This window comes from Ensifer sp. Root142 (assembly GCF_001426785.1).
In the GTDB taxonomy this organism is placed as follows: Bacteria; Pseudomonadota; Alphaproteobacteria; order Rhizobiales; family Rhizobiaceae; genus Ensifer; species Ensifer canadensis.
This window is the reverse complement of record NZ_LMFK01000005.1, coordinates 40,176-64,145: the sequence shown is the minus strand read 5'-3', so window position 1 is coordinate 64,145 and position 23,970 is coordinate 40,176. Positions and strand designations below refer to the sequence as shown.

General features: G+C 59.9%; 20 protein-coding genes and 2 pseudogenes. 10 read left to right on the top strand and 12 right to left on the bottom strand.

The genetic code is table 11. From position 1 onward, the window contains the following. Positions 1 to 15 precede the first annotated feature (15 nt). Entirely contained in the window at positions 16 to 759 is a 744-nt protein-coding gene (locus ASD52_RS08375) for a 3-keto-5-aminohexanoate cleavage protein (RefSeq protein ID WP_057223989.1), read from the top strand. 166 nt (positions 760 to 925) lie between these two features. Here ASD52_RS08375 and ASD52_RS39520 read toward each other — a convergent pair. The 6 genes and pseudogenes from ASD52_RS39520 to ASD52_RS08350 all read right to left on the bottom strand — a co-directional run. Further along, positions 926 to 1,109: pseudogene (locus tag ASD52_RS39520) on the bottom strand (PIN domain-containing protein); the annotation flags it as partial. 1 nt (position 1,110) lies between these two features. Further along, the coding region (locus ASD52_RS38235) for a PIN domain-containing protein (protein WP_156612946.1) at positions 1,111 to 1,394 on the bottom strand (284 nt) is incomplete at its 3' end. After that, positions 1,391 to 1,644 (bottom strand): annotated as a pseudogene (locus ASD52_RS39850) (plasmid stabilization protein). The pseudogene ASD52_RS39850 and the gene ASD52_RS38235, both read right to left, overlap by 4 nt. An 899-nt stretch (positions 1,645 to 2,543) precedes the next feature. After that, entirely contained in the window at positions 2,544 to 5,390 is a 2,847-nt protein-coding gene (locus tag ASD52_RS08360; RefSeq protein ID WP_057223891.1) for a winged helix-turn-helix domain-containing protein, read from the bottom strand. Between the two features lie 92 nt (positions 5,391 to 5,482). Then, entirely contained in the window at positions 5,483 to 5,893 is a 411-nt protein-coding gene (locus ASD52_RS08355) for an Ohr family peroxiredoxin (RefSeq protein WP_057215867.1), read from the bottom strand. A 78-nt stretch (positions 5,894 to 5,971) separates the two neighbouring features. Beyond that, a complete protein-coding gene (locus ASD52_RS08350) occupies positions 5,972 to 7,279 on the bottom strand; it encodes an epoxide hydrolase family protein (RefSeq protein ID WP_082555479.1) in 1,308 nt (435 codons plus the stop codon). Between the two features lie 326 nt (positions 7,280 to 7,605). Between ASD52_RS08350 and ASD52_RS08345 the strand changes: the two genes are divergently transcribed. The 3 genes from ASD52_RS08345 to ASD52_RS08335 all read left to right on the top strand — a co-directional run bounded on the left by ASD52_RS08345 (position 7,606) and on the right by ASD52_RS08335 (position 10,259). After that, positions 7,606 to 8,001: an Ohr family peroxiredoxin gene (locus ASD52_RS08345; protein ID WP_057223889.1), complete on the top strand. Its 396-nt coding sequence runs from the start codon at positions 7,606 to 7,608 to the stop codon at positions 7,999 to 8,001. 661 nt (positions 8,002 to 8,662) lie between these two features. After that, complete coding sequence (locus ASD52_RS08340) at positions 8,663 to 8,947, top strand: helix-turn-helix domain-containing protein (RefSeq protein ID WP_057211187.1); 285 nt, start codon at positions 8,663 to 8,665, stop codon at positions 8,945 to 8,947. After that, the gene (locus ASD52_RS08335) at positions 8,937 to 10,259 is read left to right on the top strand and encodes a type II toxin-antitoxin system HipA family toxin (RefSeq protein ID WP_057215858.1); all 1,323 of its coding nucleotides are present in this window, start codon (positions 8,937 to 8,939) and stop codon (positions 10,257 to 10,259) included. Before ASD52_RS08340 ends, ASD52_RS08335 begins: the two co-directional genes overlap by 11 nt. A 42-nt stretch (positions 10,260 to 10,301) precedes the next feature. Here ASD52_RS08335 and ASD52_RS08330 read toward each other — a convergent pair whose 3' ends face one another. Together ASD52_RS08330 and ASD52_RS08325 are read right to left on the bottom strand one after the other, a co-directional pair. After that, a complete protein-coding gene (locus ASD52_RS08330; protein WP_057215855.1) occupies positions 10,302 to 10,883 on the bottom strand; it encodes an intradiol ring-cleavage dioxygenase in 582 nt (193 codons plus the stop codon). Positions 10,884 to 11,307: 424 nt separating this feature from the next. After that, positions 11,308 to 11,679 (bottom strand): hypothetical protein, encoded by a 372-nt coding sequence (locus tag ASD52_RS08325; protein ID WP_057215852.1) that lies wholly within the window; start codon positions 11,677 to 11,679, stop codon positions 11,308 to 11,310. Positions 11,680 to 11,931: 252 nt separating this feature from the next. Between ASD52_RS08325 and ASD52_RS08320 the strand changes: the two genes are divergently transcribed. Continuing rightward, entirely contained in the window at positions 11,932 to 12,999 is a 1,068-nt protein-coding gene (locus ASD52_RS08320) for a Fic family protein (protein ID WP_234908023.1), read from the top strand. 75 nt (positions 13,000 to 13,074) lie between these two features. On the opposite strand, the gene ASD52_RS08315 is transcribed toward ASD52_RS08320, so the two are convergent. From ASD52_RS08315 to ASD52_RS08305, 3 genes are read right to left on the bottom strand one after another with little or no spacing between them, the layout of a single operon-like run. Continuing rightward, positions 13,075 to 16,332, bottom strand: a complete 3,258-nt coding sequence (locus tag ASD52_RS08315; RefSeq protein ID WP_057220449.1) for an error-prone DNA polymerase — start codon at positions 16,330 to 16,332, stop codon at positions 13,075 to 13,077. Further along, on the bottom strand, positions 16,329 to 17,840 hold the full coding sequence (locus tag ASD52_RS08310; protein WP_057220448.1) for a DNA polymerase Y family protein: 1,512 nt from the start codon (positions 17,838 to 17,840) through the stop codon (positions 16,329 to 16,331). The genes ASD52_RS08315 and ASD52_RS08310 overlap by 4 nt, the downstream gene beginning before the upstream one ends. Further along, positions 17,761 to 18,513 carry an ImuA family protein gene (locus ASD52_RS08305; RefSeq protein ID WP_057220447.1) on the bottom strand — a complete coding sequence of 251 codons (753 nt, stop codon included), beginning with the start codon at positions 18,511 to 18,513 and terminating at the stop codon, positions 17,761 to 17,763. The genes ASD52_RS08310 and ASD52_RS08305 overlap by 80 nt, the downstream gene beginning before the upstream one ends. A 281-nt stretch (positions 18,514 to 18,794) precedes the next feature. On the opposite strand from ASD52_RS08305, the gene ligD reads away from it, so the two are divergent. Further along, positions 18,795 to 19,859: a non-homologous end-joining DNA ligase gene (gene ligD / locus ASD52_RS08300; RefSeq protein WP_057215837.1), complete on the top strand. Its 1,065-nt coding sequence runs from the start codon at positions 18,795 to 18,797 to the stop codon at positions 19,857 to 19,859. A gap of 63 nt (positions 19,860 to 19,922) precedes the next feature. Beyond that, positions 19,923 to 20,696, top strand: coding sequence for an SOS response-associated peptidase (locus ASD52_RS08295; RefSeq protein ID WP_057220446.1), 774 nt, complete (start codon positions 19,923 to 19,925; stop codon positions 20,694 to 20,696). 294 nt (positions 20,697 to 20,990) lie between these two features. Here ASD52_RS08295 and ASD52_RS08290 read toward each other — a convergent pair whose 3' ends face one another. Then, on the bottom strand, positions 20,991 to 21,317 hold the full coding sequence (locus tag ASD52_RS08290; RefSeq protein ID WP_057223887.1) for a hypothetical protein: 327 nt from the start codon (positions 21,315 to 21,317) through the stop codon (positions 20,991 to 20,993). 537 nt (positions 21,318 to 21,854) lie between these two features. Between ASD52_RS08290 and ASD52_RS08285 the strand changes: the two genes are divergently transcribed. The 3 genes from ASD52_RS08285 (at position 21,855) to ASD52_RS08275 (ending at position 23,937) form a co-directional block, all read left to right on the top strand. Then, on the top strand, positions 21,855 to 22,181 hold the full coding sequence (locus tag ASD52_RS08285; protein ID WP_057210717.1) for an NIPSNAP family protein: 327 nt from the start codon (positions 21,855 to 21,857) through the stop codon (positions 22,179 to 22,181). A gap of 96 nt (positions 22,182 to 22,277) precedes the next feature. Next, complete coding sequence (locus ASD52_RS08280) at positions 22,278 to 22,907, top strand: DUF6088 family protein (RefSeq protein WP_234908022.1); 630 nt, start codon at positions 22,278 to 22,280, stop codon at positions 22,905 to 22,907. Continuing rightward, a complete protein-coding gene (locus tag ASD52_RS08275) occupies positions 22,900 to 23,937 on the top strand; it encodes a nucleotidyl transferase AbiEii/AbiGii toxin family protein (RefSeq protein WP_057220444.1) in 1,038 nt (345 codons plus the stop codon). Before ASD52_RS08280 ends, ASD52_RS08275 begins: the two co-directional genes overlap by 8 nt. Positions 23,938 to 23,970: the final 33 nt, after the last annotated feature.

Here is a 23,970-nt window from a genome sequence, read left to right as displayed (position 1 = left end):
ATGCTGGAGACCAACATGATCGTCCAAGCCTGCCTAAACGGTGCACGTCCTGGCGACTATCACCCGCGGCTACCGCTCACGGCGGATGCCATTGCCCTCGACGGTGCGGCGTGCGTCTCCGTGGGGGCTGCCGAACTTCACATACACCCCTGCGGCCCGGACGGACGTGAGAGCCTCCTGGCGGACGATGAGGCGATATACGCCGTGCGGCGCGCTTGTCCGGGAAGTCTTGTCGGGGTGTCAACGGGCGCGTGGATAGAACGCGACGAGAAGCAGACGCGAGACTGCATCTCTGCTTGGCGGCAGCTGCCCGACTACGCCTCCGTCAATATCTCCGAGCGGGATGCTCCAGCGGTTATCGCGTTGCTGCACCGCATGGGTGTCGGCGTCGAAGCGGGATTGGCCACGGTCGCGGATGCCGAGCGATTTGTTACGCTTCCGGGTTGCCATCGAGCTTTCCGCATCCTCATCGAGATCGAAGAACAGGACCTTGGAAAGGCTGACGCGATCGCGGATGGGATAGCGCAAGTTCTTGAGCGGGCGAATACCCTACGACCAGTCCTACTACACGGGTTCGACGCGACTGTTTGGCACTTCGTCAACCGCGCGCATCAACGGCGCTGGTCTACGCGAGTTGGATTGGAGGATGGGTGCCAACTTACGAATGGTGAAATAGCGGGTGGCAACGCCGACCTCGTGGCAGACGCGCTTCAAATCTTTCGGCCTTCCTTTCAGCACGGTAACACCTCGCTCGAATGAGAGTTTCGTCCGCATTTCGGCGGTCCCTTGTGCTGGCCATGGCCGACTTCTCACCACCCATTGCGGTCTCTGAGGTGAGTTTCGATCCTTCGCCTTGAACTCATTTGAACCCGTGACCCGCCCCATCGCGAGTCTATAGGTGGTTCCAAGGATTGACGACGGGGACTCATGCCGCCTCAAGACTCGTATCGCGTGTCGCGATTGTAAATCCCTTGGAGGCTGCAATAGCCGCAATATATCCATCAGGTGTCGGGAATCCCTTCCCCCCTGCTCGCGCGGTTGCCGCAAGGTCCGCATAGTGCCGAGCGGCCGCAGTGTCGAATGACAACACGCGATCGTCGAACAGTTCGNGGGAATCCCTTCCCCCCTGCTCGCGCGGTTGCCGCAAGGTCCGCATAGTGCCGAGCGGCCGCAGTGTCGAATGACAACACGCGATCGTCGAACAGTTCGCGCAGGCCATCAAGCGTGTCGGCCAACGCCTTTTTGCGCCGGCCCTCCGGTAGCGCAGCGATGCCAAACAGTAGCTCCGGCAGCGTTACACTGGACAGATACAAGGTTTCGGCTACCTGGTCATTCAACCAATTGCGTACAGCCAAATCCGGGGCTGAGACGACATTCGTGTCCAGGACGATCATTCAAACCTCATTGGCTCCGCCGGCGCTTTCTCTCGCATCTGGTCGAACACTTCGAAATCATCATTGGTCATCCAAGCCGCCCGCTCAACTCGGCCAAGGCATCGCCGATGCGAACACGCTGTTCGGGCTTTACCGCACGTTCCAGAATCTCGCGGACTTCCGCCTCTGTACTACGGCCGTGAATCGCCGCTCGGACGCGTAAAGCCCGGTGCACTTCATCAGGTACATTTCGTACTGTCAGGATAGCCATAGTCAGACCCTCGCAATCGCCTTCATTGACTGCAATATAGTTCCGTTGCAGTCATTCTGCGAGTTTCGGAGTTTGAGATTCTTGAGCGTTGGCTTTCAGCCCGGCTTCTATGGCTCGGTCACGGTCAAGGCCACGCCCAAGTACCCGTCGATACATTATGCGACTGTCGAGGCACTAGCGAACAGACCCCCATCAAGAAGCGTCCGCCACCTGTTGTTGGCCAACCGAGAGCCGCCTACCGCACTTCCTGAAGATGAAGCGACGCGAAGGCGCGCGCGTCTTAGTTTGCGCCAAACCGCTCAAGCATCTTTCGAAGCAGAGCATTCTCCTGTCGAACCCGCCGAGCCAGAAACCCTTTCAGTCTGCGGTTTTCCTCGAGCGCAGCGAGCTCGTCCACCGCGACTGGAACGGCAGTCGCCACCTTCTTGCTTCGTGGGCTGCGCACGAAGCGCGTTGGACGAGGACGCTTCGGAACCTGCTGCGCCTTTATCGGAAGTATCGCGTTTACGAGCGAGCCCGAAGCCTCTTCGGAGTGAGCCGGCAGGACAACAGCCTCTTCTGCCACGGCTGCAGGTCCGGCGACCGGTAGAGTTCCACTGACTGTGCCCCCGATTTGATCGCAGCCTCCGGCGCTCTGCCGCGGCGCAGGCTCGACGGTTTGACCGACAGCTGCGAAGAGATGCGGCGCTGCCCACCAGCGCCTTCAGATCGGTATCACCCCAAATGGAGGCTGGTCGGACTGCCGAACGCCGACGGCCCGACTTCACTTCGACGATAAAATTTCGCTGCTGTGGTTTCATCGATATCCAATGGTCAAGAGCGCCAGCCGATGGAATGCAAACGCGAAGCCGGTGCGTTGGCCACCTCAGTGCCGACAACAACCTTGCCTGCACTGTGACCTATAACAGCCTCTGCAATAATACTCTCGCCGCCGTGACATCCGTCGTATCCGAACCTTCATCAAACCGCTCGAAAATTGGCTGCAACAATATTCGCGCCTCACGCAGCCGGCCATCATCAAGCCAGAGAGCAGCGAGATCGGTTGCGGCCCGCAACTCCCAGGCACGGGCGCCCATGGTTGCACTTTTTCCGATCGCCAACGTCAGGCACGCCTCAACATCTTCATCTGAAGAATGCGTCGATGACAACAATCTCGCCTTAACGCGCAGCAGTTCGGGCAGGTAACACAGGTCTCCATTTTTCTCGACAGACTCGATAGTTCGGTTGATCCTGGTCAAGCCTTCGTCGAACTCACCGATCGCCACCAATCCCTTGACGAGTGCGATCTCTAGCATGGTTGTGAACACCTCGTAGGTCGCCAGATGAAGCTTCTCGATGCATCGACGAATCGTCTCGATCCCGGCTTTCACGTCTCCACGGCGGACGGCTACTTCGCCCTGGAAACCTTGAGCTACGGACACGTACGGTGAGAGGAAATGCAGTCCTGCCCGCGAGATCAACCATTCAATATGCTCTTCGGCACTGGGTAGGTCGTCGCGCCACAGGAAGACAGCAATGCCGCCCAGAAGCGCGATGCACAGGGTCAGGGAATGATCCAGCTTGGCTGCATCGCTGATCGCCTCGCGCGCCCGAAGCTCAGCCTGCTCCGGATAGCCTTGGAGCCAGAGGTTTCGAGCCAGAATCCCGCCTGCGAGGTGTTTTCCTTCGAAGCCAACATAGCTGGCAGCGGTTCTTTGCGACCGCGGTTGGCTTCTCGCTGCCGCCTCGAGCTCAATCCTGGCGTTGGCCAAATCGCCCGTGAAATGCAGCGAGTTTCCGAGAAAAAAGCGACCCAGTTCAACCGTGGCAGGATCGTCCACCGTCATGGCGATTGCAGAGCAACGGCGCGCGTAGTGAAGGGCGGCATTAAAATCGCCGATGCGCAGGCTCAACATGCTTAACGGGCCCAAGATACGCAATTGATCGAGCGCACTGCCTCGCTCTTCCGCGATTTGCAGGCTGCGAACGAGGGCGGCTTGTGAGGTTTCGCGGCCGCCTTGAAGGTACATTCGGGAAATTCCAAGACCCGCTTGCAGGTGCATCTCCTCGACGCTGCCTTTCGACTTGTCATCCAGCGCGAGAAGGGCACGTTCCGACCATCGCTGGCACTCGGGAAACAGCGACATGATCTGGAAGACCGATGCGGCCGCGGCCGCAAGCCTAACGCCAACGTTGATGTCGCCGTGTTCCCCGAAGCACCACTCCAGTGCCGTGCGTACATTGTTGATGCTTACGAAATACGGCAGCCGCTCAGGCCCTGTCGACAACGTCGGCCAATCCGGGCCGAATTGCTCGAGCCAACGTTGATAATAGATCGCGTGGCGCGCACCTAATCCGGCTTGATCCTCTTGGGTCTGGGATTGCAGGGCATAGGCCCGTGTCGTGTCCAATAGGCGGTAACGCATCGTCGCGCCGAGGGGATGGGTTGCGAGCAATGATTTGGCAACGAGATTGTCGATCGCTTCGAAGACGGACGGCGGATGCATCTCGGAGGTGGAAATCACTTCCAGTGCGGCATCAAGTGTGAAGTCACCGACAAAGACTGCCAGTCGCCGAAGTACGAGGCGTTCCACCTCCGTGAGGAGCCCGAAGCTCCAGTCGAGCGTTGCCTGCAGCGTTTTTTGTCGCGGCGGTGCTGTTCGAGATCCCGTCCATCCGAGTGTCAAATGCCGATCGAGAAGCGTGGCGGTCTGGGTGAGACCATAGCTCTCGACGCGGCGCGCGGCGAGTTCCAGTGCGAGCGCCATGCCGTCGAGCTTCCGGCAGATGCTTGCTACGACGCGAACGTCCTGGTCGCTGAGCTCAAGAGACGCCCCGCTTGCCGCAGCGCGTTCGATGAACAGCCGCGTGGCCGGAAAGGAGAGAACTGTCTCGGTGGGAAGTTCCGGATCATCTGGAGGGCAGGCGAGGGTGTCGAGGCGGTAAACGCTTTCAGCTTCGATTCTCAGTGCTTCACGGCTCGTTGCGAGGAGAAACACCTGCGGAGCGGCGTCGACAATCGCTGCCGCGAGATCCGCAATGGCATCTATCAGGTGCTCACAGGTATCGAGGATCAGCAGGATCTGCTTGTCGCGGAGATAGGCGATCAGGCTGGGGCGGACATCTTCGGATCCAACGGGCAGGCCGAGCATCGAGGCGATCCCCGCCGCGACCAGACCCGGATCGCTCAACATGCCGTAATCGGCGAACAGGACAGCTCCGTTGAAGGTCGGTGAGAGATGATGCGCGACTGCAGTGGCGACCGTGGTCTTCCCGACGCCGCCGACGCCTACGATGGTGACCATTCGCGACGTCATCACCCTTTCCGCGAGGCGCAGAACGTCCTGCTCTCGTCCGATCATTCGATCAAGTCGGCCTGGCAACAGGGCATGACGGAAATCGGGAGTGGTGGACGCTGGTCGCAGGCGGCTGGATCGCGAGATCGGTGCTACGAAACAATAGCCCCTTCCGGCAACCGTGGTGATATAGCGCGCGCCGTCCTGTCCGTCGCCCAGCGCTTTCCTCAATCCGGTCATGTGAAAACGAAGGCTGCCTTCGTCGACGATCACATCCGGCCAGACGTACGACATCAGATCTTTCTTGGCAACGACGACATTGGGCGCAAGGGTCAGGGCTATCAGCAAGTCGAGCGCACGGGCGCCCAGGTCGACTGCAACACCGTCTTTCGCAAGCAGGCGCTGGCCGATGCTCAAGCGGAAGGGACCGAAAGTCAGGTCGTCGGCATTGGCGTCGCCGAAACTGTTCATGTCGCTCGCCCCAGCCGCCCGATTGGCCGCTTATACTCCAATGGGCCAGGACGCGCTATCGAGGATGATCGTCTACTGAGACAATTGCCGCTTCACACGATATTGAAGTCGACCTGAATATTGCCTCGTGTGGCCCTCGAAAACGGGCAGACGCGGCGGGCTTCGTCTATCAACATGGCGGCGATGTCACCTTCCATTCCCGGAAGCTGAATGACCATTCGAACACCAATGACAAATTCGTCGTCGTCGTCCGAGGACAGATCCACTTCGGCATGGATTCTGACATTGGCGGAGAGGGGCATTCCGGTCTTCCGAGCGACCTGTGCCACGGAGCTTGCGAAGCTCGCGGACCATGCCGCTGCCATGAGCTGTTCGGGATTGGTGCCGATCTGGGTCGAAGCGGGATCCGAGAGCCTGATATCGAGCACGCCGTCCGTGCTGCGGACGACGCCGTTGTTGCGCCCCCCGGTCGTTTCGGTCGTGGCGGTGTAAATCTTGTTCATGGATGTGTTCCTTGGGCGGCAAGCGCCCGTTGGAAAACTCGGCGCGTACAGTGCACGCGCCGAGGCTTCAGCCTATGTTCAGCCGGATTTGCGAAGGCTGCGGAAGCCGGCGCGCACCTCGTCGGTAAAAAGCTTCGGCTGCTCCCAGGCTGCGAAGTGTCCGCCCTTTGGAAGCTTGTTGTAGTGCACGAGATTTGGGTACGCCTGTTCAGCCCAGGTGCGCGGCGTCTGGTAGAGTTCGTCCGGAAAGACGCTGACCGCGACCGGCACCTTGACCCCCTTCGCGGCGAAGAATGCGAGCTTGTTCTCCCAGTAAAGGCGCGCGGCCGATACGCCCGTGTTTGTCAGCCAGAACAGCGTCACATTGTCGAGGACATCGTCGGGGCTGAGGCCTTCATCCTGCCCGTCGAAAGAGCGGGCGATCATTTCCAGGCTCGCCCCGTCGTGATCGAGCATGTAGGTCGCAAGTGCGATCGGGGAGTCCGTCAATCCGGTGAGGGTCTGCGGCCGCGTTCCCATCAGGAATGCGTAGGAAACATGCTTGTAGAAAAAGACAAGTTGATCATACGAATGCTTTTCTTCATCCGAGAGACCTGCTGGGGTCGGGGCTCCGGAAAATGCTGCACCGTTGATGGCATCGGGTATTGCGCCCGGCATGTTGGTATGGATGCCGAGCAGTTCCGGAGGAGCCTGCACGCCGATCATGTCGGTTACGACAGCACCCCAATCGCCGCCCTGTGCGACAAACTGGGTGTAGCCCAGACGGCGCATCAGGGTAGTCCAGGCGCTGGCAATGCGTTCCGGTCCCCATCCCGTCGCTTCAGGCTTGCCAGAGAATCCGTAGCCCGGCATCGACGGGATGACGATATGGAATGCATCCGAAGCGCTTCCGCCGTGGGCAGTCGGGTCGGTCAGTGGGCCGATGATCTTCAACTGCTCGATGATCGAACCCGGCCAACCGTGCGTCACGATCAGCGGCAGTGCGTTTTCGTGCCTGCTGCGGACATGAATGAAATGGATGTCCAGCCCGTCGATCTCCGTAATGAAGTTGGGTACGGCGTTAATCCGGGCCTCGACCTTTCGCCAGTCATATTTGTTCTGCCAGTGATCCAGCAACTGCTTGGTCGTCTTCAGCGGTACGCCTTGGGTAAAGTCGCCGACGGTCTCTTTTTCCGGTAGCCGCGTGCGGGCGAGGCGGGCGCGAAGGTCGTCCAGATCCGCTTGCGGAATGTTCACCTGAAACGGGCGGATGGTGTCAGATCCCGTCGCCGCCTTGGCATATGAGGGAAGCAAACTCGCAGTGCCCAGGACGGCGATCCCGGATGCGACGGCACCCAGCAGGCGGCGGCGGTCTTCGTCGATAACGTCAATCTTGATTACGGTCATTAGCATTCTCCTCGGTAAATCGGATCGTCTGCACCCCTGTGCTGCTTTAAGGGGTACGCCGAGGCCGTCGAATGCACACGTTAGGCGTTGTTAGATGATGATAGTGACCTTGATGGTCATCGAAGACGACGCCAGCGACCGCTCGCGGTGCACTGCCCTGAGGTGCGGTTCCCATCTTGCCGCTCACAACGCTCCCGATGTCGTTAATCGCGACTATTGACGTCTAACAACGCCTAACGTGCGGTTCCTGTCCCAGCAGCGTAACTCTTGGATCAGCACAAGGTGCAGACGATCAATCCATCAAAACCTAGGACAGGAAATTCGCTATGACCCATAAGGTTCTCTTCACTGGCAAGACGCACAACACCAACGGCCGCGATGGCGGCGCTCGCAGCAGCGCCGGCTTTCTCGACGTCAAGATGAAGCAGCCGCATCCGGCCGCTGAAAATCTCTTCGGTGCCGCCTGGTCGGCCTGCTACATGGGCGCGATCGAAGTTGCCGCCTCCCAGAGGCAGATCAAGCTCGCGGCCGGGATCGCGGTCGATGCCGAGATCGATCTCAATGTCGATGACGGCAACTATTTCCTGAGCGCCCGTTTCAATGTCAGCGTACCCGGCATCGATCCTGTCATCGCTCGCGAACTGCTCGACGCCGCGCACAGCATTTGCCCGTACTCCAAAGCAACGCATGGCAACGTCAACGTTGTGACAAACCTCGTCTGAACACGATCTCTCGGGTCTGCCCGTACATGACGGGCAGACCCGGCAAATATTTTGGCGCTATTGATCGCGAAAGCAGCGCGAGAAACCTGACGGATCATAAGCCTTGGCGTTAAGAGCGCGCTTATGAGCAATCGGCCTGACCGAGAGCGCGGTCTTGAAACGAGACGAACCAAGGATCTCGTTGTTCCGCTATCGGGCCCGGCCGCCTCAAGGGGCGCTGAGATGATCCGAGCAATGGCCCTGCCGTCGGGAAGCTAAGCCGGGACATTGGACAGTTCGGCACGCCGGCGATCGATTCCCCCGATATCCGCAATAAGGGTTTCGGCTTGTTCCAGGGAGGCGAGGGGAAAAGTGACACTACCTTGTAGAGCCGCAGCGGTGCCCTCTTCGTGAAGACGGTTAAAACGAAAACCAAAGATGCGTCCTACGACCAGACGACCTTCTACGAGGCTTGGCGAATCCGTAAGTCGCGGCGCCATCAAGGGGTTGCTTCCCTTATGACCAATCAAATGAACAACCTTTGACTCAGCCGTACGCATCATGGCAAGATGTACAAAATTCTGGGCGCAACCGTCCTTCACGTACAATTAGATGGACAAAAGAGGTGCCTACCGTGCCACGCAAGAGAAGCTATTCAAGAGTGACGCGCGAAGCGCTCACCATGCTTGGCAAACTGATCCGCGTCGGCCGAGCCGAGCGCCGCCTAACGGCGCAAGAACTGGCCGACCGCGCCGGCATCAGCCGCACGACGCTGTCCAGCATCGAAAAGGGCACGCCCGGCCCTGAGATCGGCATCGTCTTCGAGGTCGCCTCCCTCGTGGGCGTGCGTCTGTTCGACTATGATGAGCGCACCCTGCAGATGCACAACGCCCGCCTTGATGAAAAACTTTCCCTGCTGCCCAAGAGCGTCCGCCACACGATGAAGGAAGTCGATGATGACTTCTAGGGCGGACGCCACTGAAGCCTTTGTCTGGATGTGGTTGCTGGGGGCAAAGGAACCGGTGGTTGCAGGCCGCCTCGACCAGGATGGCGAGCGCCTGATCTTTACCTACGGCGCCAGCTACCGGCGTCGAAAGCAAGCCATACCGATCTATGAGCCCGAACTGCCCCTTCAGGAAGGCGTAATCGCGCCCATCAACGGCCTGCGGATGGCGAGCTGTATCCGCGACGGCTCGCCCGATGCCTGGGGCCGTCGGGTGATCATCAACAGGCTGACGGGCAAAAAGCCCGACGCTGCCGGTGTGCCGGAGATCAGCGAGCTGACCTATTTGCTCCAGTCAGGCTCCGACCGGATTGGCGCTCTCGATTTTCAGGCATCGGCCACAGAATATATCCCCCGCCTTGCCGCGCAAGCATCGCTCGACGAGCTCCTTGAAGCGGCTGACCTCATCGAAAAGGGCGTTCCTCTGACCCCGGCGCTCGATCAGGCCCTCAATTACGGCACCTCGATCGGCGGAGCGCGCCCCAAGGCGCTGATCGATGACGGGACAAAAAAGTTCATCGCCAAATTCTCGGCCAGCAACGACACATACAGCGTCGTAAAGGCGGAATTCATCGCGATGAAGCTGGCAAGCGCCTGCGGGCTCAACGCGGCATCCGTGTCGATGACCCGCGCCGCGCAAAAAGACGTGCTGCTGATCGAGCGCTTTGACCGCACGCATACCAAGGCCGGCTGGACGCGGCACGCGATGGTCTCGGCCCTCACGATGCTGGGCCTTGATGAGATGATGGCCCGCTATGCCTCCTACGAGGACCTAGCCGAGCTGATCCGCCACCGCTTCACCGATCCCAAGTACACGCTCAAGGAGCTCTACGGACGGATTTGCTTCAACGTCCTGTGCGGCAACACCGACGACCATGCCCGCAACCATGCCGCATTCTGGGACGGCAAGAGGCTGACCTTGACGCCCGCCTACGACATCTGCCCGCAAAACCGCACGGGCAACGAAGCCACGCAGGCCATGCTGATCAAGGGCGAGGGCCGCACCAGCACTCTAGCAACGTGCCTTGCAGCCGCGCCGGATTATCACCTGAAAGAGGCGGAAGCCGCCGCGCTGATCGAGCGGCAGATCACGGGGATCGCCGCACACTGGCAAGAGGTCTGCGCGGAAGCCGAGCTGACCCCGGTCGATCGCAAGCTGTTCGCGGGGCGTCAGTTCCTCAATAGCTACGCTCTTGAAGGACTTGATGGTTACACGGCGCTGCAAGACGCGTTTCGCGCCGCACGTGATGCATTGATCGCCGGCGGAAGCGCCTAAAGATGACAGCGCCCAAGCAGCTCAAGAGACGCAAAGCGCCGGTTACGCCACTATGAAATTGTAGCGGCCGAATTTTCCGTCGCTCGTCGTTCTGATGTCGAGCAACAAGTCTGCATTGAACATGCGGTCACGCTCATTGTCCGGCTCATCGGCAAAATACAGCTGCGTCGTCAGCGCCTTCCCGCCGGGCCGTTGGACTTTTACGTGGTAGTGCCGAGTGCGACCAGGATAGATCCCGGGCACGATCGTCTCGAACCACCATTTGCCTTCTGCATCTGTGAATTGATGTCCGCGGAGCTTGTATCCGCTATTGTCGTAGGCGCCCATCTCATCGGCATGCCATAACTCGATCATCGCTTTTGCTACGGGCTGGCAGTCCCTGGTTAGTGCGTAACCAGCAAGCGTCATCCTTTCACCGCCCGGTGCATCGCTCGCGAAGTCCTGTTTTTCAGGGCTCTCCGGCGTAAAATACGGGCCTTCGGTCTGTGCCGGCGTCAGCTCGTGGTCATCCCCGCAACTGGCCGTAAGCGGCAGCTCCACAGGAGCGCCGGCTGCATGGCCTAGTCTCGGCAGCACAATCGGCGTTGCGACGAAGCTGATAAGGAAATGTCGCCGGGTCGGCATGGCGTTATATCTCCAAACATGGAAGCCAAGATCGTTGCGGCTCCATTGGGCGGAAGTGGGGCAGATATTACCAGAATTCGCGGCCGACAACTTCATCTGGCAGCGCGCTCGCTATTAAAGTGCCCGCTCCCTCGTCCCTCCTTGCTTCGAAACTGGCGAGTGCCTCACGGCAAACTCGCTGATGCCTGACAAGCGCCAGTGATTGATCAAAACCTGTAGCGCGGCGAATTGGGTGGGCGCCCCACCCCAGCGGCGCGACGACCCAGCAAACAGTGTCTGGCAGACAGTGCCGCGTAGCTCGTTGAATCGCATCGCCAGCCAATAGGCTCGCGATGCGTCAATACATGATCTTGAAATAATATAATTAAATCATTTGGTTATACTGACTAGTCATCAATTCGCGAAAATATTACCGAATGTTAATTCAGAAGCTGCTGCCCATCGTACCAGATGGCCTGTTTCGTCGCAGCGCGAGTGAGGTAGCCGTTTGTGGACCACCCTTGACCGGCCCTTGACAGATCAGGCGGCCAAGACCGAGATCATAGGGACCCGCAATGACGTATTTGGATAAGGGTGACATGTCGCCCATCGCGACAGCCGTACGGATTGCCGAGAGCTCCTCGACCATATCGGAATAGGCATCGACGACCATGTTCCGGTCCCAGCGCATCCAAAGCGCATTCTGGTTCAGGGGAGCGGTCCGTTCGACGAAAGGCGTTCCGCGAAACGCAACCCGCACGCCTTGAGCAGTCGTCAAACCGGTCGTGAATTTGATGTCGTCATCGACGGTTAGCACTCCTTACCTTGGCTGCCCGCCCTGACCAATGACCGCGCGATATCAATGATAATGTCTGGGTGGTTTTTAGAGATGTTTTGTACCTTGAAGCTCGAAATTGCGGTTAGGCAGATACAGTGTCCATTCGGGTGCAAAGCCGATGCAAGACCGCCGTCTAGCTCATGACTGACAGATCTGACGAACTCCCTCGTGAAAATTGGATGGAAATGGATGGATAAATAGTGCATACAGCGTCTCAGGAATTGGATGGGAATGGATGCCCAAATGGAATTTCTAAATACGGCGACCGTCCGGATCACGCCCGAAATCCTGTCGCTGATCGCCGAAATCGACGAATTTAAAGGTGCTTGGCGTGCGATCGGCCGGATCGCGCCTGAGCGGCTGTCCAGCCTCCGGCGTGTCGCCACGATCGAAAGCGTCGGTTCCTCCACCCGTATTGAAGGGGCACGCCTCACCGACCGAGAGGTCGGAAAGCTGCTGGCAAACATTCGCCTAGGGTCGTTTACGACACGCGACGAGCAGGAGGTTGCCGGCTATGCGGAGGTGATGGAGACCATCTTCAGTGCTTACGAAGCTATTTCGTTCACCGAGAATCATATCCGTCAGCTCCACCGCGACCTTCTTGCGCATTCGACAAAGGACGAGCGGCATCGCGGCGCCTACAAAACCCTCTCCAACAACGTGGAAGCGTTTAACGAACAGGGCGAGAGCCTCGGCATCGTTTTCGAAACGGCATCGCCGTTCGATACGCCGCGTCAAATGGAAGAACTGATCTCCTGGTTGGATGAGCAAGGGCGAGAAAAGCGGCTCCATCCACTTTTGGTCGTCGCGATCTTCGTTGTTGTTTTCCTCGAAATCCATCCATTCCAGGATGGCAATGGCCGATTATCGCGTATTCTGACCACCTTGCTGCTCCTGCGGGCCGGCTACGCTTACGTCCCCTACAGCTCGCTCGAAAGCATCATAGAGCAAAGCAAGGAGAGCTATTACATCTCGCTTCGGCGCACGCAGGGAACGATCCGCAGCGCGGAGCCCGACTGGAATCCCTGGATCGAGTTCTTTTTGAGAGCCCTGCATCGGCAGAAGACCCGGCTTGAGAAGAAAATGGAGCGCGAGCGTATTATCCTCGCCGACATGCCGGAATTATCCGTTATATTGCTCGAGTTGGCGCGCGAGCACGGGCGGATCACGGTCGCGGAGGCTGCACGGATCACCGATGCCAGCCGTCACACTATCAAGGATCATCTCAAGGCACTCGTGGATCAAGAGCACCTCGTCCTGCACGGTGCCGGCCGCGGCGCCTGGTACGGTCTTTCCTAATGAAGGGGTGTCAGGCCCACCTGTATGGTTCGCCTTGAACCGATTAGGACCAACGACCAGCTCTCAGACTGAATTTCAGTGAAAATTCCTGCTCTTCACCTTCAACGTATCGATATGAAGGTCAGGCACGAACATGTCGCGCGCGGCTACAACCGGCTTCGGCTTATCCCGCGGATCGGGCGCGCCGCCTCTGGCGAATTCATCGCCGCGGCCGGCCGGAAGTTTGAACTCTTCATCGCGATCTGCAAGGCCCACAAGGTCGCCTGACAAGTCGAACAGCTGCTGGGCGACAAGATGGACGACCTCCCCTTCCCGCTGGATCCGACCGTTGATCGCCATCATCGAAGAGCCGAGAACGACCCGCCGGCGTTTTTCAAAGAGTGTCGGCCAGACAACAAGATTGGCCGGCCCGGTCTCGTCCTCGATGGTGATGAACATGACGCCTTTGGCCGATCCGGGCTTTTGCCGCACCAGAACAAGACCGGCGGTATAGACCCATCGCCCGTCCCTCGAATTCATCGCCTCGGCACAGGTGATAATGTTGCGCACTGACAAATCCCTGCGCAAGAAGGCGATCGGATGCTGCCGCAATGTCAGCCCTGTATGGCTGTAGTCCTCGATGACGTTCTGGCCGTCCGTCATCTGCCGAAGCGCGACCTCCGGCTCCTGCTGCTCGGCGATTACAGCCATCTCCCGTTCGGCAGCCGCCGCAAACAGCGGAAGGGGTTGATCGCGCAGCGCCTTGATCGCCCAGAGCGCATCGCGGCGCTCAAGCTTCAGCGAGGGCAGAAATGCATCGGCCTTGGCAAGCTGGACGAGCGCCTCCGCTGGCACGCCGGATCGGCGCCACATGTCGTCAACCGAGACAAAGGCATTGTCCATGCGTGCCGCGACAATGCGCGCGGCATCAACGACCGCCAGCCCTTTCACCTGCCGGAAACCCAGCCGAACGGCGTGGCGGCCAGAATTGCCGATCCGCTCCAAGGTACAGTCCCACCGGGACCGATTGATGCAGACCGGCCGCACCTCGACGCCGTGGGCTCTGGCGTCGCCGACGATCTGCGCCGGCGCGTAAAAACCCATCGGCTGCGAATTGATCAGGGCGGCACAGAACGCTTCCGGATAATGGCGTTTGATAAAGCTCGACGCATAGGCGATCAGCGCGAACGAAGCAGCATGGCTCTCCGGGAAACCATAGGAACCAAAGCCTTCGAGCTGGGAGAACGTCTTTTCGGCGAATTCGGGCGTGTAGCCGTTCCTCACCATGCCGGACACGAGCTTGTCCTTGAACCGCGAAACGCCGCCGGTGAACTTGAAGGTCGCCATCGACTTGCGCAGCTGATCGGCCTCGCCGCCGGTAAAGCCGGCGCAGACCATCGCCACCCTCATCGCCGACTCTTGAAACAGCGGCACGCCGAGCGTCTTGCCGAGCACCGCCTCAAGCTCGGGCGTCGGATATTCGACTGCCTCCTTGCCTTCGCGCCGGCGCAGATAGGGATGCACCATGTCGCCCTGGATCGGACCGGGCCGGACAATGGCAACTTGCACCACGAGGTCGTAGAAGGTCCGGGGTTTCAGCCGCGGCAGCATCGCCATCTGGGCGCGGCTTTCGATCTGGAACGTGCCGAGCGTATCGGCCTTGCGGATCATCGCATAGGTCGCAGGATCCTCCTGCTCGATCTTCGACAGGTCGAGATCCCGATCCTTGTGCTCGCGGATCAGATCGAAGGCCTTGGCCATGCAGGTCAGCATTCCAAGGGCCAGGATGTCCACCTTCATGAATTTGAGGGCTTCGACGTCGTCCTTGTCCCATTCGATGATCTGACGGTCCTTCATCGTGGCCGGTTCGATCGGCACGAGATCGTCGAGCCGATCATGTGTTAGGACGAACCCGCCCGGATGCTGGCCGAGATGCCGTGGCGCGCCCATCAATTGCTGGGCGAGCTTCAAAGTCAGCACAAGACGCCGGTCGTCTGGATTGAGATTGAGCTCGCGGACATTGCGATCGCAGACCTCCTCCGACCAGGACCACATGCCCGACGACAGCGCCTTGATCACGTCTTCCGGCAGGCCGAGCGCCTTGCCGACATCGCGGATCGCGCCGCGCGCCCTGTAGCGGGTCGCGGTGGCGCAGAGCGCTGCCTTTTCTCTAGAATAGGTGCGATAGATCCACTGGATCACCTCTTCGCGCCGCTCGTGCTCGAAATCCACATCGATATCCGGCGGCTCGTCGCGCTCCTGGCTGACGAAGCGTTCGAACAAAAGATCGTTGGTCGAGGGGTCGATGCTGGTAATGCCGAGAATGTAGCAGACGGCACTGTTGGCGGCGGAACCCCTGCCTTGGCAAAGAATGCCCTGAGACCGGGCATAGCGCACGATCGAGAAGACGGTCAGAAAATACGGGGCGTATTTCATGGTGCGGATGAGATCGAGCTCGTGTCGCACGACCTTCAACACATCGGGCGGCAGACCTTCGGGATAGCGATCGGGCACGCATTGCCAGACATAGTGCTCCAGCGAGGCCTGGGCATCCTTGCCCGGCACGATCGCTTCCTCTGGATATTGGTAGGTGAGCTCCTCGAGCGAGAAAGTGCACCGACGGACGATCTCCATGGTTCGCGCGAGGGCTTGCCGGTACCGTGGAAACAACCGCTCCATTTCTTCCGGCGGCTTCAGATAACGATCAGCATGGCGCTCGCGCTCGAAGCCCGCCTCGTCAATCGTCGTGCGGGTGCGAATGCAGGTGACAATATCCTGCAACTGCCGACGGCTTGGCTCATGGAAGAGGACATCATTGGTGACGACCGTTCGCACCTTGAATCGCGCCGCAAGATTGGAAATCTCATGCAGCCGCAGCTGGTCGTTCTGCCGGCGCCGCAGACAAAGCGATACATAGGCCCGATCACCAAACAGTTCGGCCATCTTGCGCAGCTGGATCGCGCAGGCGTCATCCGGCAGATCCGGCACAAGAACGCAGATCATGCCGTCGTTGTAGGCAATGACATCGTCCCAGTGGAGGATGCAGTTGTTCTTGCCGCCGCGCGACTTACCGAGCGTGATGAGGCGGGTCAGCCGGGAATAGGCAGTCCGGTCGGTTGGATAGACCAGCAACGACATGCCGTCTTGCAGATCGAGCCGGCAACCGACAACGAGGCGTAAACCGGTGGCGCGCGATGCTTCAAGCGCCCGTACAATTCCGGCAAGCGAATTGCGATCGACAACGCCGACGGCTTCGATACCGAGAGCCTTGGCGGTTTCGAACAGTTCCTGCGCCGAACTCGCACCGCGCAGGAAGGAAAAATGGGTCGTGACCTGCAGCTCGGCATAACTCATGCGAAGATCCCGTGCATGAACCAGCGGTGGCTTCCGGTTTCAGGATCGATGCCATCACCGGAGCGAAACACCCAGAGACGCTCGCCAGCCTCGTCTTCGATGACGAAATAATCCCGCACCGCCTCCATCTCGGCGTCTCGCTGCCACCACTCGCCGAAGATCCGTTCCGGACCGTCGGCGCGCTTGACCTTCCGGCGCGTGCCACGCCAGGTAATCGAGACCGGTGGACGGTCCGGCAGCAAGGCAATGGCCTCGATCAGCTCGGGACGGGCCAGCAGCCGGACCGGCCGGCGCCAATGGCTGACCCAGGTGACCTCGACCGGATTGGCCGCGGCGCTGATGCGATGGACGGAGCGCTCGGGCACGTCGGAGGCAACGGGTGCCACCCGATAAACACGCTGGCCACGGTTGCCGTAGATATCGATCAGCGGCGTCACGTCCGTGACCTCGTCCTCGACCAGCGATGAGGATTTCTGACGCTCCTCCAGCGGCTCGGCCATGACGGCGACGAGTGTCAGCTTCTCGATCCCGAAACCGGGCTCGATCTTCTCCGTCCGATCGCGAAACAGTTTCGTCAGCCAGGCGACATCGCGCACTGGCTTCACCGTGCCGGCGCGGATTGCCTGCCGCGAACCGTCGACCTTTTCGACGATCAGATCGGCGCGCCGAACACCAAGGCCAAGCCTTTGCAGCTCGTCGATCAGTTGCACGACCAGCCGGCCGACATATTTGTCGATGGTTTCGGCAGCACCGATCGGTTCGGCGAAGGCGCGGCTCACCTCGACGAGCTCGGCGGTGCGGATCGGATCGATCGGTTCGCAGATGCGGCCGAACATCTGGTCCAGCCGCCGGCCAATCTCCGGACCGAAACGGAGCGTCAGCGGCGCGCGCGGCGTGTTGGCCAATTCGCCGATCGCCTGGAAGCCGAGCGTGCGCAGATCGCTGACGACTTTCCCGGGAAGGCGCAGCAACGATATCGGCAGCTTTTCGACGGCACGCGCGGTCTCGCCGGTCGGCGCGATGACCGTCTCGCGGCTGATGGCGCGGGCGCAGGCGTGTGCCGCACCCCAGGTGTCGGCGACCGCTACTCGGGGGGTGAGTTTTTTTGCCAGGAACTGATTGGCGATCTTGGTCACCATGGCGAGCTCGCCGCCCTGGAGGTGATCGGCACCCTCGGTATCCATGACGATCCCATCGATCCCATCGACCGCGACGATCGGCGAATAGAGCGTCAGCGCCCAGAGGGTAATGCGTTCGAGTGCTGCGGCATCCTTTGCAGGATCCGCCTCGACCAGCATCAGGCCGCGGAACAGCGCCTGTGCTTTGGCCGCCGGCATTCCGACATGCACGCCGGCTTTCCTGGCGGCCGCGTCGGCGGCCGACACCCAGCGTTTCGAGCCGCTCCTCGCGATCACGGCGATCGCCTGTTCAGGCGGAATAGACGGATCGGCCCGACGAATGCGATCCGTCGGCAGATCCGGAAGATAGATCGAGACGACCCTTGTCATCGCACGCCCTCACGAGAAACTCAGCACATTCACCCGCTTTCACGCGCATCAATTCCAGCAACCATTGGGCCCTCCCCACACCCGGCACCGGCAATTCCTCCGACGGCATCACGCTCACCCGCCATCGGGTGATCGACGCTGTCGGCTGCCCGAAATCATTCGCCTCCGTCTGTCGCCGCCAACGTCGCACGGCAAGCGCCATCGTGCCCGTTCGCTCAGCCGCCAGCTGCAGCCGGCGCGAGCTGACCATCGGCAGGCGAACAAGTTCGCCGACGACTGCGCCGAGCCCACCAAAGGAAAGCCCTTCCTCCATATTTGCCAGAACGTCTTCCTCCCTATCGGATTCGACAAAGATCACCCGGTCGGGATGGAGGCCGACCTGGGCGAGCGCCGGAAAAAACAGATCGGGGCGCGTCAGGCACCAGACGATCGGGCCTTTGGTGCGGGCCGCGATGCCCGCCGCACACAGGGCTGCTGCCGCACCATCCACCGTCCCCGACCCGCCGCCTGCAAATTCGTGCAGGGCGCCATAGGCCAGACCACCTCCCGGGAGCACTGCATCGATTTCCGGCACCCCAAAGGAGAGACAGCCGGCTTTCCTTGCTGATACGCCTTCCAGCAATGCAATGCGTTCGCGCAAATCGGAAATCACCCTTTCACGGGCAGCAGTCATCGTTCACGGCTCCCTTCAAGGTCGTGTAGGTGGCCGACATCATGTCGAACAAAATGCGGATGTTCTCTTTCTGTTCCGACCCAATAAAAGAGTCAAGCAACCGGAGGGATGGGAATATTATCCTGATCATTAGAAATGAGCAGAATACCCATAGGAATCAGCCCAATAGCGTCCTACGAATTTTTTCCGGGCGCCTGCGAGCGCTAACCCCTTTGTGTGAATTGCGAGGACAAGTCGGGATCGTCACAGTGTCTTTAAGATTTTTCTGCTGAACTCCCGGCATGACGAAGCCTCCGAGATCAAAACCCCTCCTTCGTGACACCGAGGCCCCGATCCGTTCCCGGCCGCGAGGCAAGCGAAATCCAGCCCAACCACAGCTCCTGTTCGATCCCATGCCTGAGCGCGTCGAGCCTGCGCTGGCGGAATTGAAGACCCGTCCCCCAAAGGGAAGCGAGTGGAGCTGGGAGCTGAAATTGGATGGCTATCGCCTTGCCGTTCACATTGAACCGCGGGGGATCCGGATCCTCACGCGTGGCGGCCATGACTGGACGCACCGGTTTCCAGCGATAGAGCAGGCCGCCCGAGCGCTCGGGCCGGCGACGATGATCATCGATGGCGAGGCCGTTGTGCTCGACGAAGAGGGTCGTCCGGATTTTGGGCTGCTGCAGCAATCGCTGGGCGCATCCGGCAAACAAGCTGGCAACCGTGCCTCCGAAGCCGTCCTCTACGCTTTCGATCTTGTTTATCTGGACGGGCACGATCTGCGCGGAATCGAATACCGGTCCCGCCGACACCTTCTCGAGGACACGTTAAACGGCCCAAAGAGCGACCAAGCCGGCGCCGTCAGGCTATCGGAAACACTCGATGCCGAACCAGCCGTCCTGCTGGAGCATGTCTGCCGCCTCGGCCTGGAAGGCATCGTCGGCAAGCACCTCGACCGGCCTTATCGCTCGGGCCGGACCGGCGATTGGGTAAAAGTCAAATGCATTCAGGGCGAGGCCTTCTTCATCGTCGGTTATGAGAAGTCGGCAGCGTCCCCAGCCGGCTTCGGCTCGTTGGTGCTTGCTGCGTATCGTGGGGATGATCTCGTCCACGTCGGAAGCGTCGGCACTGGATTCAAAGAAGTCGAGGCGAGCAGGTTACGGAAGATGCTGGACACGCTCCGCTGGAAGCGAAAGCAGCCGCCCCTGCCCTATTCCGGAAGTGCCGATGTCATCTGGGTCGAACCGACCTTGATTGCTGAGATCGAGTTTCGCGCCTGGACGGCGGACGGGAAACTCCGCCACCCATCCTACAAGGGCTTGCGAGAACGCCAGGACAATGCCGAGGTCTTCCGGCTCGACTAGCGAAAACAGCGCCGTCCGCTAGATTGTCCGCCATTCGAGCTCAATCGGAGTAGATGGCCTGCTATGTGCAACCTTTATCGCATGGAAGACAAGGACTGGGTCGCAAAGTGGGCCCAGGACGCGGAAAGCCTGATCAATCTGATGCCAGCCTACCAGATGAACCCGGATCAGATGGGACCGATCGTCCGCAACACCGCCGACGGAAAGAAGCAACTGGTCCATGCGCGCTGGGGACTGCCTTCCCCGCGTTTCGCGCTCGAGAAGGCGGCCAAAGCGAAGGCCGAGAAACTTGCGGCCAAGGGCAAGGCTTTCGATCTCGAAGAGCTCATCCGCATGGAGGCCGACCGCGGCACGACCAATGTGCGCAAGCTCAGTTTTCCGCACTGGAAACGATGGTTTGGTGTCGAAAATCGATGCCTCGTCCCGGTCACCAGTTTCGCGGAACCGGATCCGGCCAGCCAGAAGGTTGGCGGAAACGTGCCAAATGCCTGGTTCGCCCGCGATGAGCAGAAGTCGCTGATGTTCTTTGCCGGTCTGCATGTGCCGCAATGGCAGAGTGTCCGAAAGGTCAGGGATGGCCTGACCACCGACGACCTCTATGGGTTCTTGACTACGGATCCCAACGACCTGGTGAAGCCGATCCATGAGAAGGCCATGCCGGTTCTGTTGCTGACGAAGGAAGAGACCGACATCTGGATGCGCGCGCCCTGGGATGAAGCAAAGGACCTTGCCCGGCCGTTACCGGATGACGCGCTGATCATTTCGTCGCGCGAACCGTACGGGTCCACGATCGTGTCGAAATCCGGAGAGCCGGTGGAACAGGGCAGTCTGCTTTGATGCCTGAATTCAGGGCTTGAATATCTCGGAGAAACGAAAAAGCCTGCCGCGGGAGGAGGTGCGGCAGGCTTCTCGAAAGATTGAACAACGGCTGGGAGGAGGAGTGCCGCTGTTCTGTCAGGCTCCCCTTGGGAGGAGGAGTGGGTCGCCTGAACACGAAGCTCTGCGGGAGGAGGTGCATTGCTTCGTTGACCTCAAAATATCAGAGGCTGCCTCGACCGCCAGCGCTTAAATCGCAGTGCAGTTATGCACATGTTGCAATGCAATATAGGCCTTGTGCTCATTCTTCGGCCATTATGGTTGAGACGCAGCCTTCTCTATGCTGGGCTCAAAGCCGAGAACGAATTCGATCACCTTGGCGCAGGACATTTCGCACGGCTTCAGTATAGGTCCATGTCCAGCCAGTCGATAGAGGTTGAAGCTGACGATATCACTTCCGCTAAGCTCCTCGCCATAGAGCCAAGTCCGTTTGCCATCCCGCGACCGCTTGACGGTCACGCCCCATGGTCGATTACCAAAATATCCGTCGACATAGCCGTCCGGCAGTTTCGCTAGCGCGTCTTCAAATATCGCCTGGATCGATGGAGGTTTCGTGCCGTCGGCGGTCATGGTGCCAGGCATTCGTCGCAGATCCCGCAGCCATCGTCACCCATGCTCGAGGCCGGACGTAAACCTTCGACAGCAAGCACATGCCGTTGCATCCAACGCACACTTCTCAATCGCGGTCCGGCGGAAGAATTTCGTTTCATACTTTCGGCATATCAGCCGCGCTTCGATCCATGGCCATGCTCCAGTGTTGGGGTACACTAGAGATAGTGAGCCTCGAAGGCTGCACAAGCCGAGAGAGATTGCTGTCGGAGATTGGCAACGCGTTGCTGCTGGCGCCCGTCTCAAAATTAACTGCCAAGGGCTGCTCTAACCGGCCATTCCCACGATTAGCTTCCAAACTTGGCCACCGTGCTCAACGTTCGTAACATCATGGCCAATCGGCGCCTAAACGCAGGCGATCAGCTTGACAGGAGATTAGCGGTTTGGACATACCCGCAGGGCCCGTTCTAACAGTGAAAATGACGTTGCTGCAAGTTCTGAGGCCATCGTGGGCGCAGGGAGCAAGCGCCAAACACATGTCCTTCTCAAGGCACATAAGGAAGCAAGACTTTGATCTATGAGCTCAGAATTTACGACTGCCTGCCCGGCCGATTGCCCGCGCTGCTCAACCGCTTTGCCGAACACACGCTGGCAATATGGGACAAGCACGGCATCAAGCAGGCGGGTTTCTTCACCACAATCGTGGGCGAAAACAGCCAGCGTCTCACCTACCTCATCGCCTGGGAATCGCTAGCCGATCGCGAGGTGAAATGGAAAGCTTTCACCACTGATCCCGCATGGCTTAAGGCCCGCGACGAGTCAGAGCGCGACGGGCAAATCCTCTCCAATATCTCTAACCAGTTGTTGTCACCGACCGCCTTTTCGGCAGTAAAGTAAGACACCACGGATCGCCGCTTGCCGCCAGTCGACCGTTTTCGCCTCCGTATTTCGCGGCCCTTGCATGTCAGAAAAAGATATCATATTTTCTGACACATGAAAGTCGACGTCACATCAGTTCCGGATCGGATCATGCGACGCGCCCGCGCAGGCGGGCGTGGCGGCGTCTTCACGCCTCGTGACTTCCTGGACGTGGCGGCGCGCGCAGCGGTCGATCAAGCCCTTTCCCGCCTGGCGAAGACCGGAAAGCTCCGCCGCCTGGCGCGTGGCCTGTATGATTACCCCAAGGTCCATCCCAAGCTCGGCCCGCTTTCTCCAACTCCCGACGACGTTGCGCAGGCGCTTGCACGCGAGACCGGCTCACGGGTGCAGATCGCTGGCGCGCGCGCGGCGAACGCGCTCGGCCTCTCGACTCAGGTTCCGGCGAAGAGCACGTATCTGACTGATGGCCCCTCCCGCCGCGTCGTGCTGGGCAAGCGCGTGGTCGATCTGCGTCACGCCTCGCCCAAGCATCTGATTGCTCCGGGCAGCGCGGCCGGCACGGTCGTCCAAGCCCTTCGTCATGTGGGGCAGGTGCGCGCCGCCGACGTTGCACAGATCGCAGCGCGGCGTCTGTCGGCCAGCGACAAGAAGACACTTGCCTCCACCGCGGTCCAAGCCCCCGCTTGGATGCGGCCGACGCTCGTCTCGATCGCCAACGCAGCGTCGGGCGACATAGATGGATAAGGTCGCTCTTCTCCCAGCCACCGATCGGGCGGCCCTGTTTGGCGAGACCGGCGCGGGCCGAGGGGTCGCCGACACGATCATCGAAAAGGACTTCTGGGTCTGCTGGACCTTGAAGCGGCTTTTCGGCCTGCAAGGGAAGGACGCTGCCACTTTGGTCTTCAAGGGCGGCACGTCCCTCTCAAAGGCCTTCGGCGCGATCCGCCGCTTTTCCGAAGATATCGATCTTTCCTTTGATCGTGCCGACCTCGGCTACGTCGGCGACCGTGATCCCGAGAAAGAGGGAATTAGCCGAAAAAAAGCGGCTCAACTCATCCAAGATCTCGTGGGCGACGTCGAGGCGCATATCGCCGAGAAGTTGCTTCCGGCGCTTCGCGCCGCCATCACAGAGCAACTCGGCGAACCGACCGATGGCGCCTGGTCGCTGGAGATCGATGCCGGCGACGCGCAGAACGTGAACTTCCACTATCCGACCGCGCTACCCACCGCCGAATATGAGGGCATGGCCTACATCACGCCGCGGGTGAAGCTCGAACTCGGCGCGCGCGGCGATCCCTGGCCGACGGAGCAGAAGGTCATGCGCCCCTATGCGGCGGAGGATTATCCCGACTTCTTCGAAAATCCCGACGCAGCTGTCACCGTTCTCGCTGCGCAGCGGACCTTTTGGGAGAAGGCCACGGCGTTGCACGCGGAGGTCCATCGCCCTGCTGAATCCGCGACGCCGCAATACTTTTCACGACACTATTACGACCTCGCCATGCTTCTCGATACCGACGAGGGCAAATCCGCAGCAAGCGATTTCGACCTTCTGGCGACGGTGGCGAAGCACAAGGCGACCTTCTTCCGATCGGGCTGGGCCAGCTATGACACCGCGCGGCCAGGGACGCTGCGCCTGATGCCGAGCGAGGCGCGGGTCAGGGATCTGCGTGCAGACTATCGTGCGATGGCGCCGATGATGTTCGATGACAGTCCGCCCACCTTCGACGTCATACTTGCAAAAATCGAGAAGCTCCAAGAAACGATCAATAGCTAGCGCAAATCTACAGGCCGGGGTACTTGGTATCTC

Coding starts and splice junctions, on each gene's coding strand:
- ASD52_RS08375 (WP_057223989.1), top strand. CDS start 16: ATGATCGTCCAAGCCTGCCTAAACGGTGCACGTCCTGGCGACTATCAC.
- ASD52_RS08360 (WP_057223891.1), bottom strand. CDS start 5,390: ATGAACAGTTTCGGCGACGCCAATGCCGACGACCTGACTTTCGGTCCC.
- ASD52_RS08355 (WP_057215867.1), bottom strand. CDS start 5,893: ATGAACAAGATTTACACCGCCACGACCGAAACGACCGGGGGGCGCAAC.
- ASD52_RS08350 (WP_082555479.1), bottom strand. CDS start 7,279: ATGACCGTAATCAAGATTGACGTTATCGACGAAGACCGCCGCCGCCTG.
- ASD52_RS08345 (WP_057223889.1), top strand. CDS start 7,606: ATGACCCATAAGGTTCTCTTCACTGGCAAGACGCACAACACCAACGGC.
- ASD52_RS08340 (WP_057211187.1), top strand. CDS start 8,663: ATGCTTGGCAAACTGATCCGCGTCGGCCGAGCCGAGCGCCGCCTAACG.
- ASD52_RS08335 (WP_057215858.1), top strand. CDS start 8,937: ATGACTTCTAGGGCGGACGCCACTGAAGCCTTTGTCTGGATGTGGTTG.
- ASD52_RS08330 (WP_057215855.1), bottom strand. CDS start 10,883: ATGCCGACCCGGCGACATTTCCTTATCAGCTTCGTCGCAACGCCGATT.
- ASD52_RS08320 (WP_234908023.1), top strand. CDS start 11,932: ATGGATGCCCAAATGGAATTTCTAAATACGGCGACCGTCCGGATCACG.
- ASD52_RS08315 (WP_057220449.1), bottom strand. CDS start 16,332: ATGAGTTATGCCGAGCTGCAGGTCACGACCCATTTTTCCTTCCTGCGC.
- ASD52_RS08310 (WP_057220448.1), bottom strand. CDS start 17,840: ATGACAAGGGTCGTCTCGATCTATCTTCCGGATCTGCCGACGGATCGC.
- ASD52_RS08305 (WP_057220447.1), bottom strand. CDS start 18,513: ATGACTGCTGCCCGTGAAAGGGTGATTTCCGATTTGCGCGAACGCATT.
- ligD (WP_057215837.1), top strand. CDS start 18,795: ATGACGAAGCCTCCGAGATCAAAACCCCTCCTTCGTGACACCGAGGCC.
- ASD52_RS08295 (WP_057220446.1), top strand. CDS start 19,923: ATGTGCAACCTTTATCGCATGGAAGACAAGGACTGGGTCGCAAAGTGG.
- ASD52_RS08290 (WP_057223887.1), bottom strand. CDS start 21,317: ATGCCTGGCACCATGACCGCCGACGGCACGAAACCTCCATCGATCCAG.
- ASD52_RS08280 (WP_234908022.1), top strand. CDS start 22,278: ATGAAAGTCGACGTCACATCAGTTCCGGATCGGATCATGCGACGCGCC.
- ASD52_RS08275 (WP_057220444.1), top strand. CDS start 22,900: ATGGATAAGGTCGCTCTTCTCCCAGCCACCGATCGGGCGGCCCTGTTT.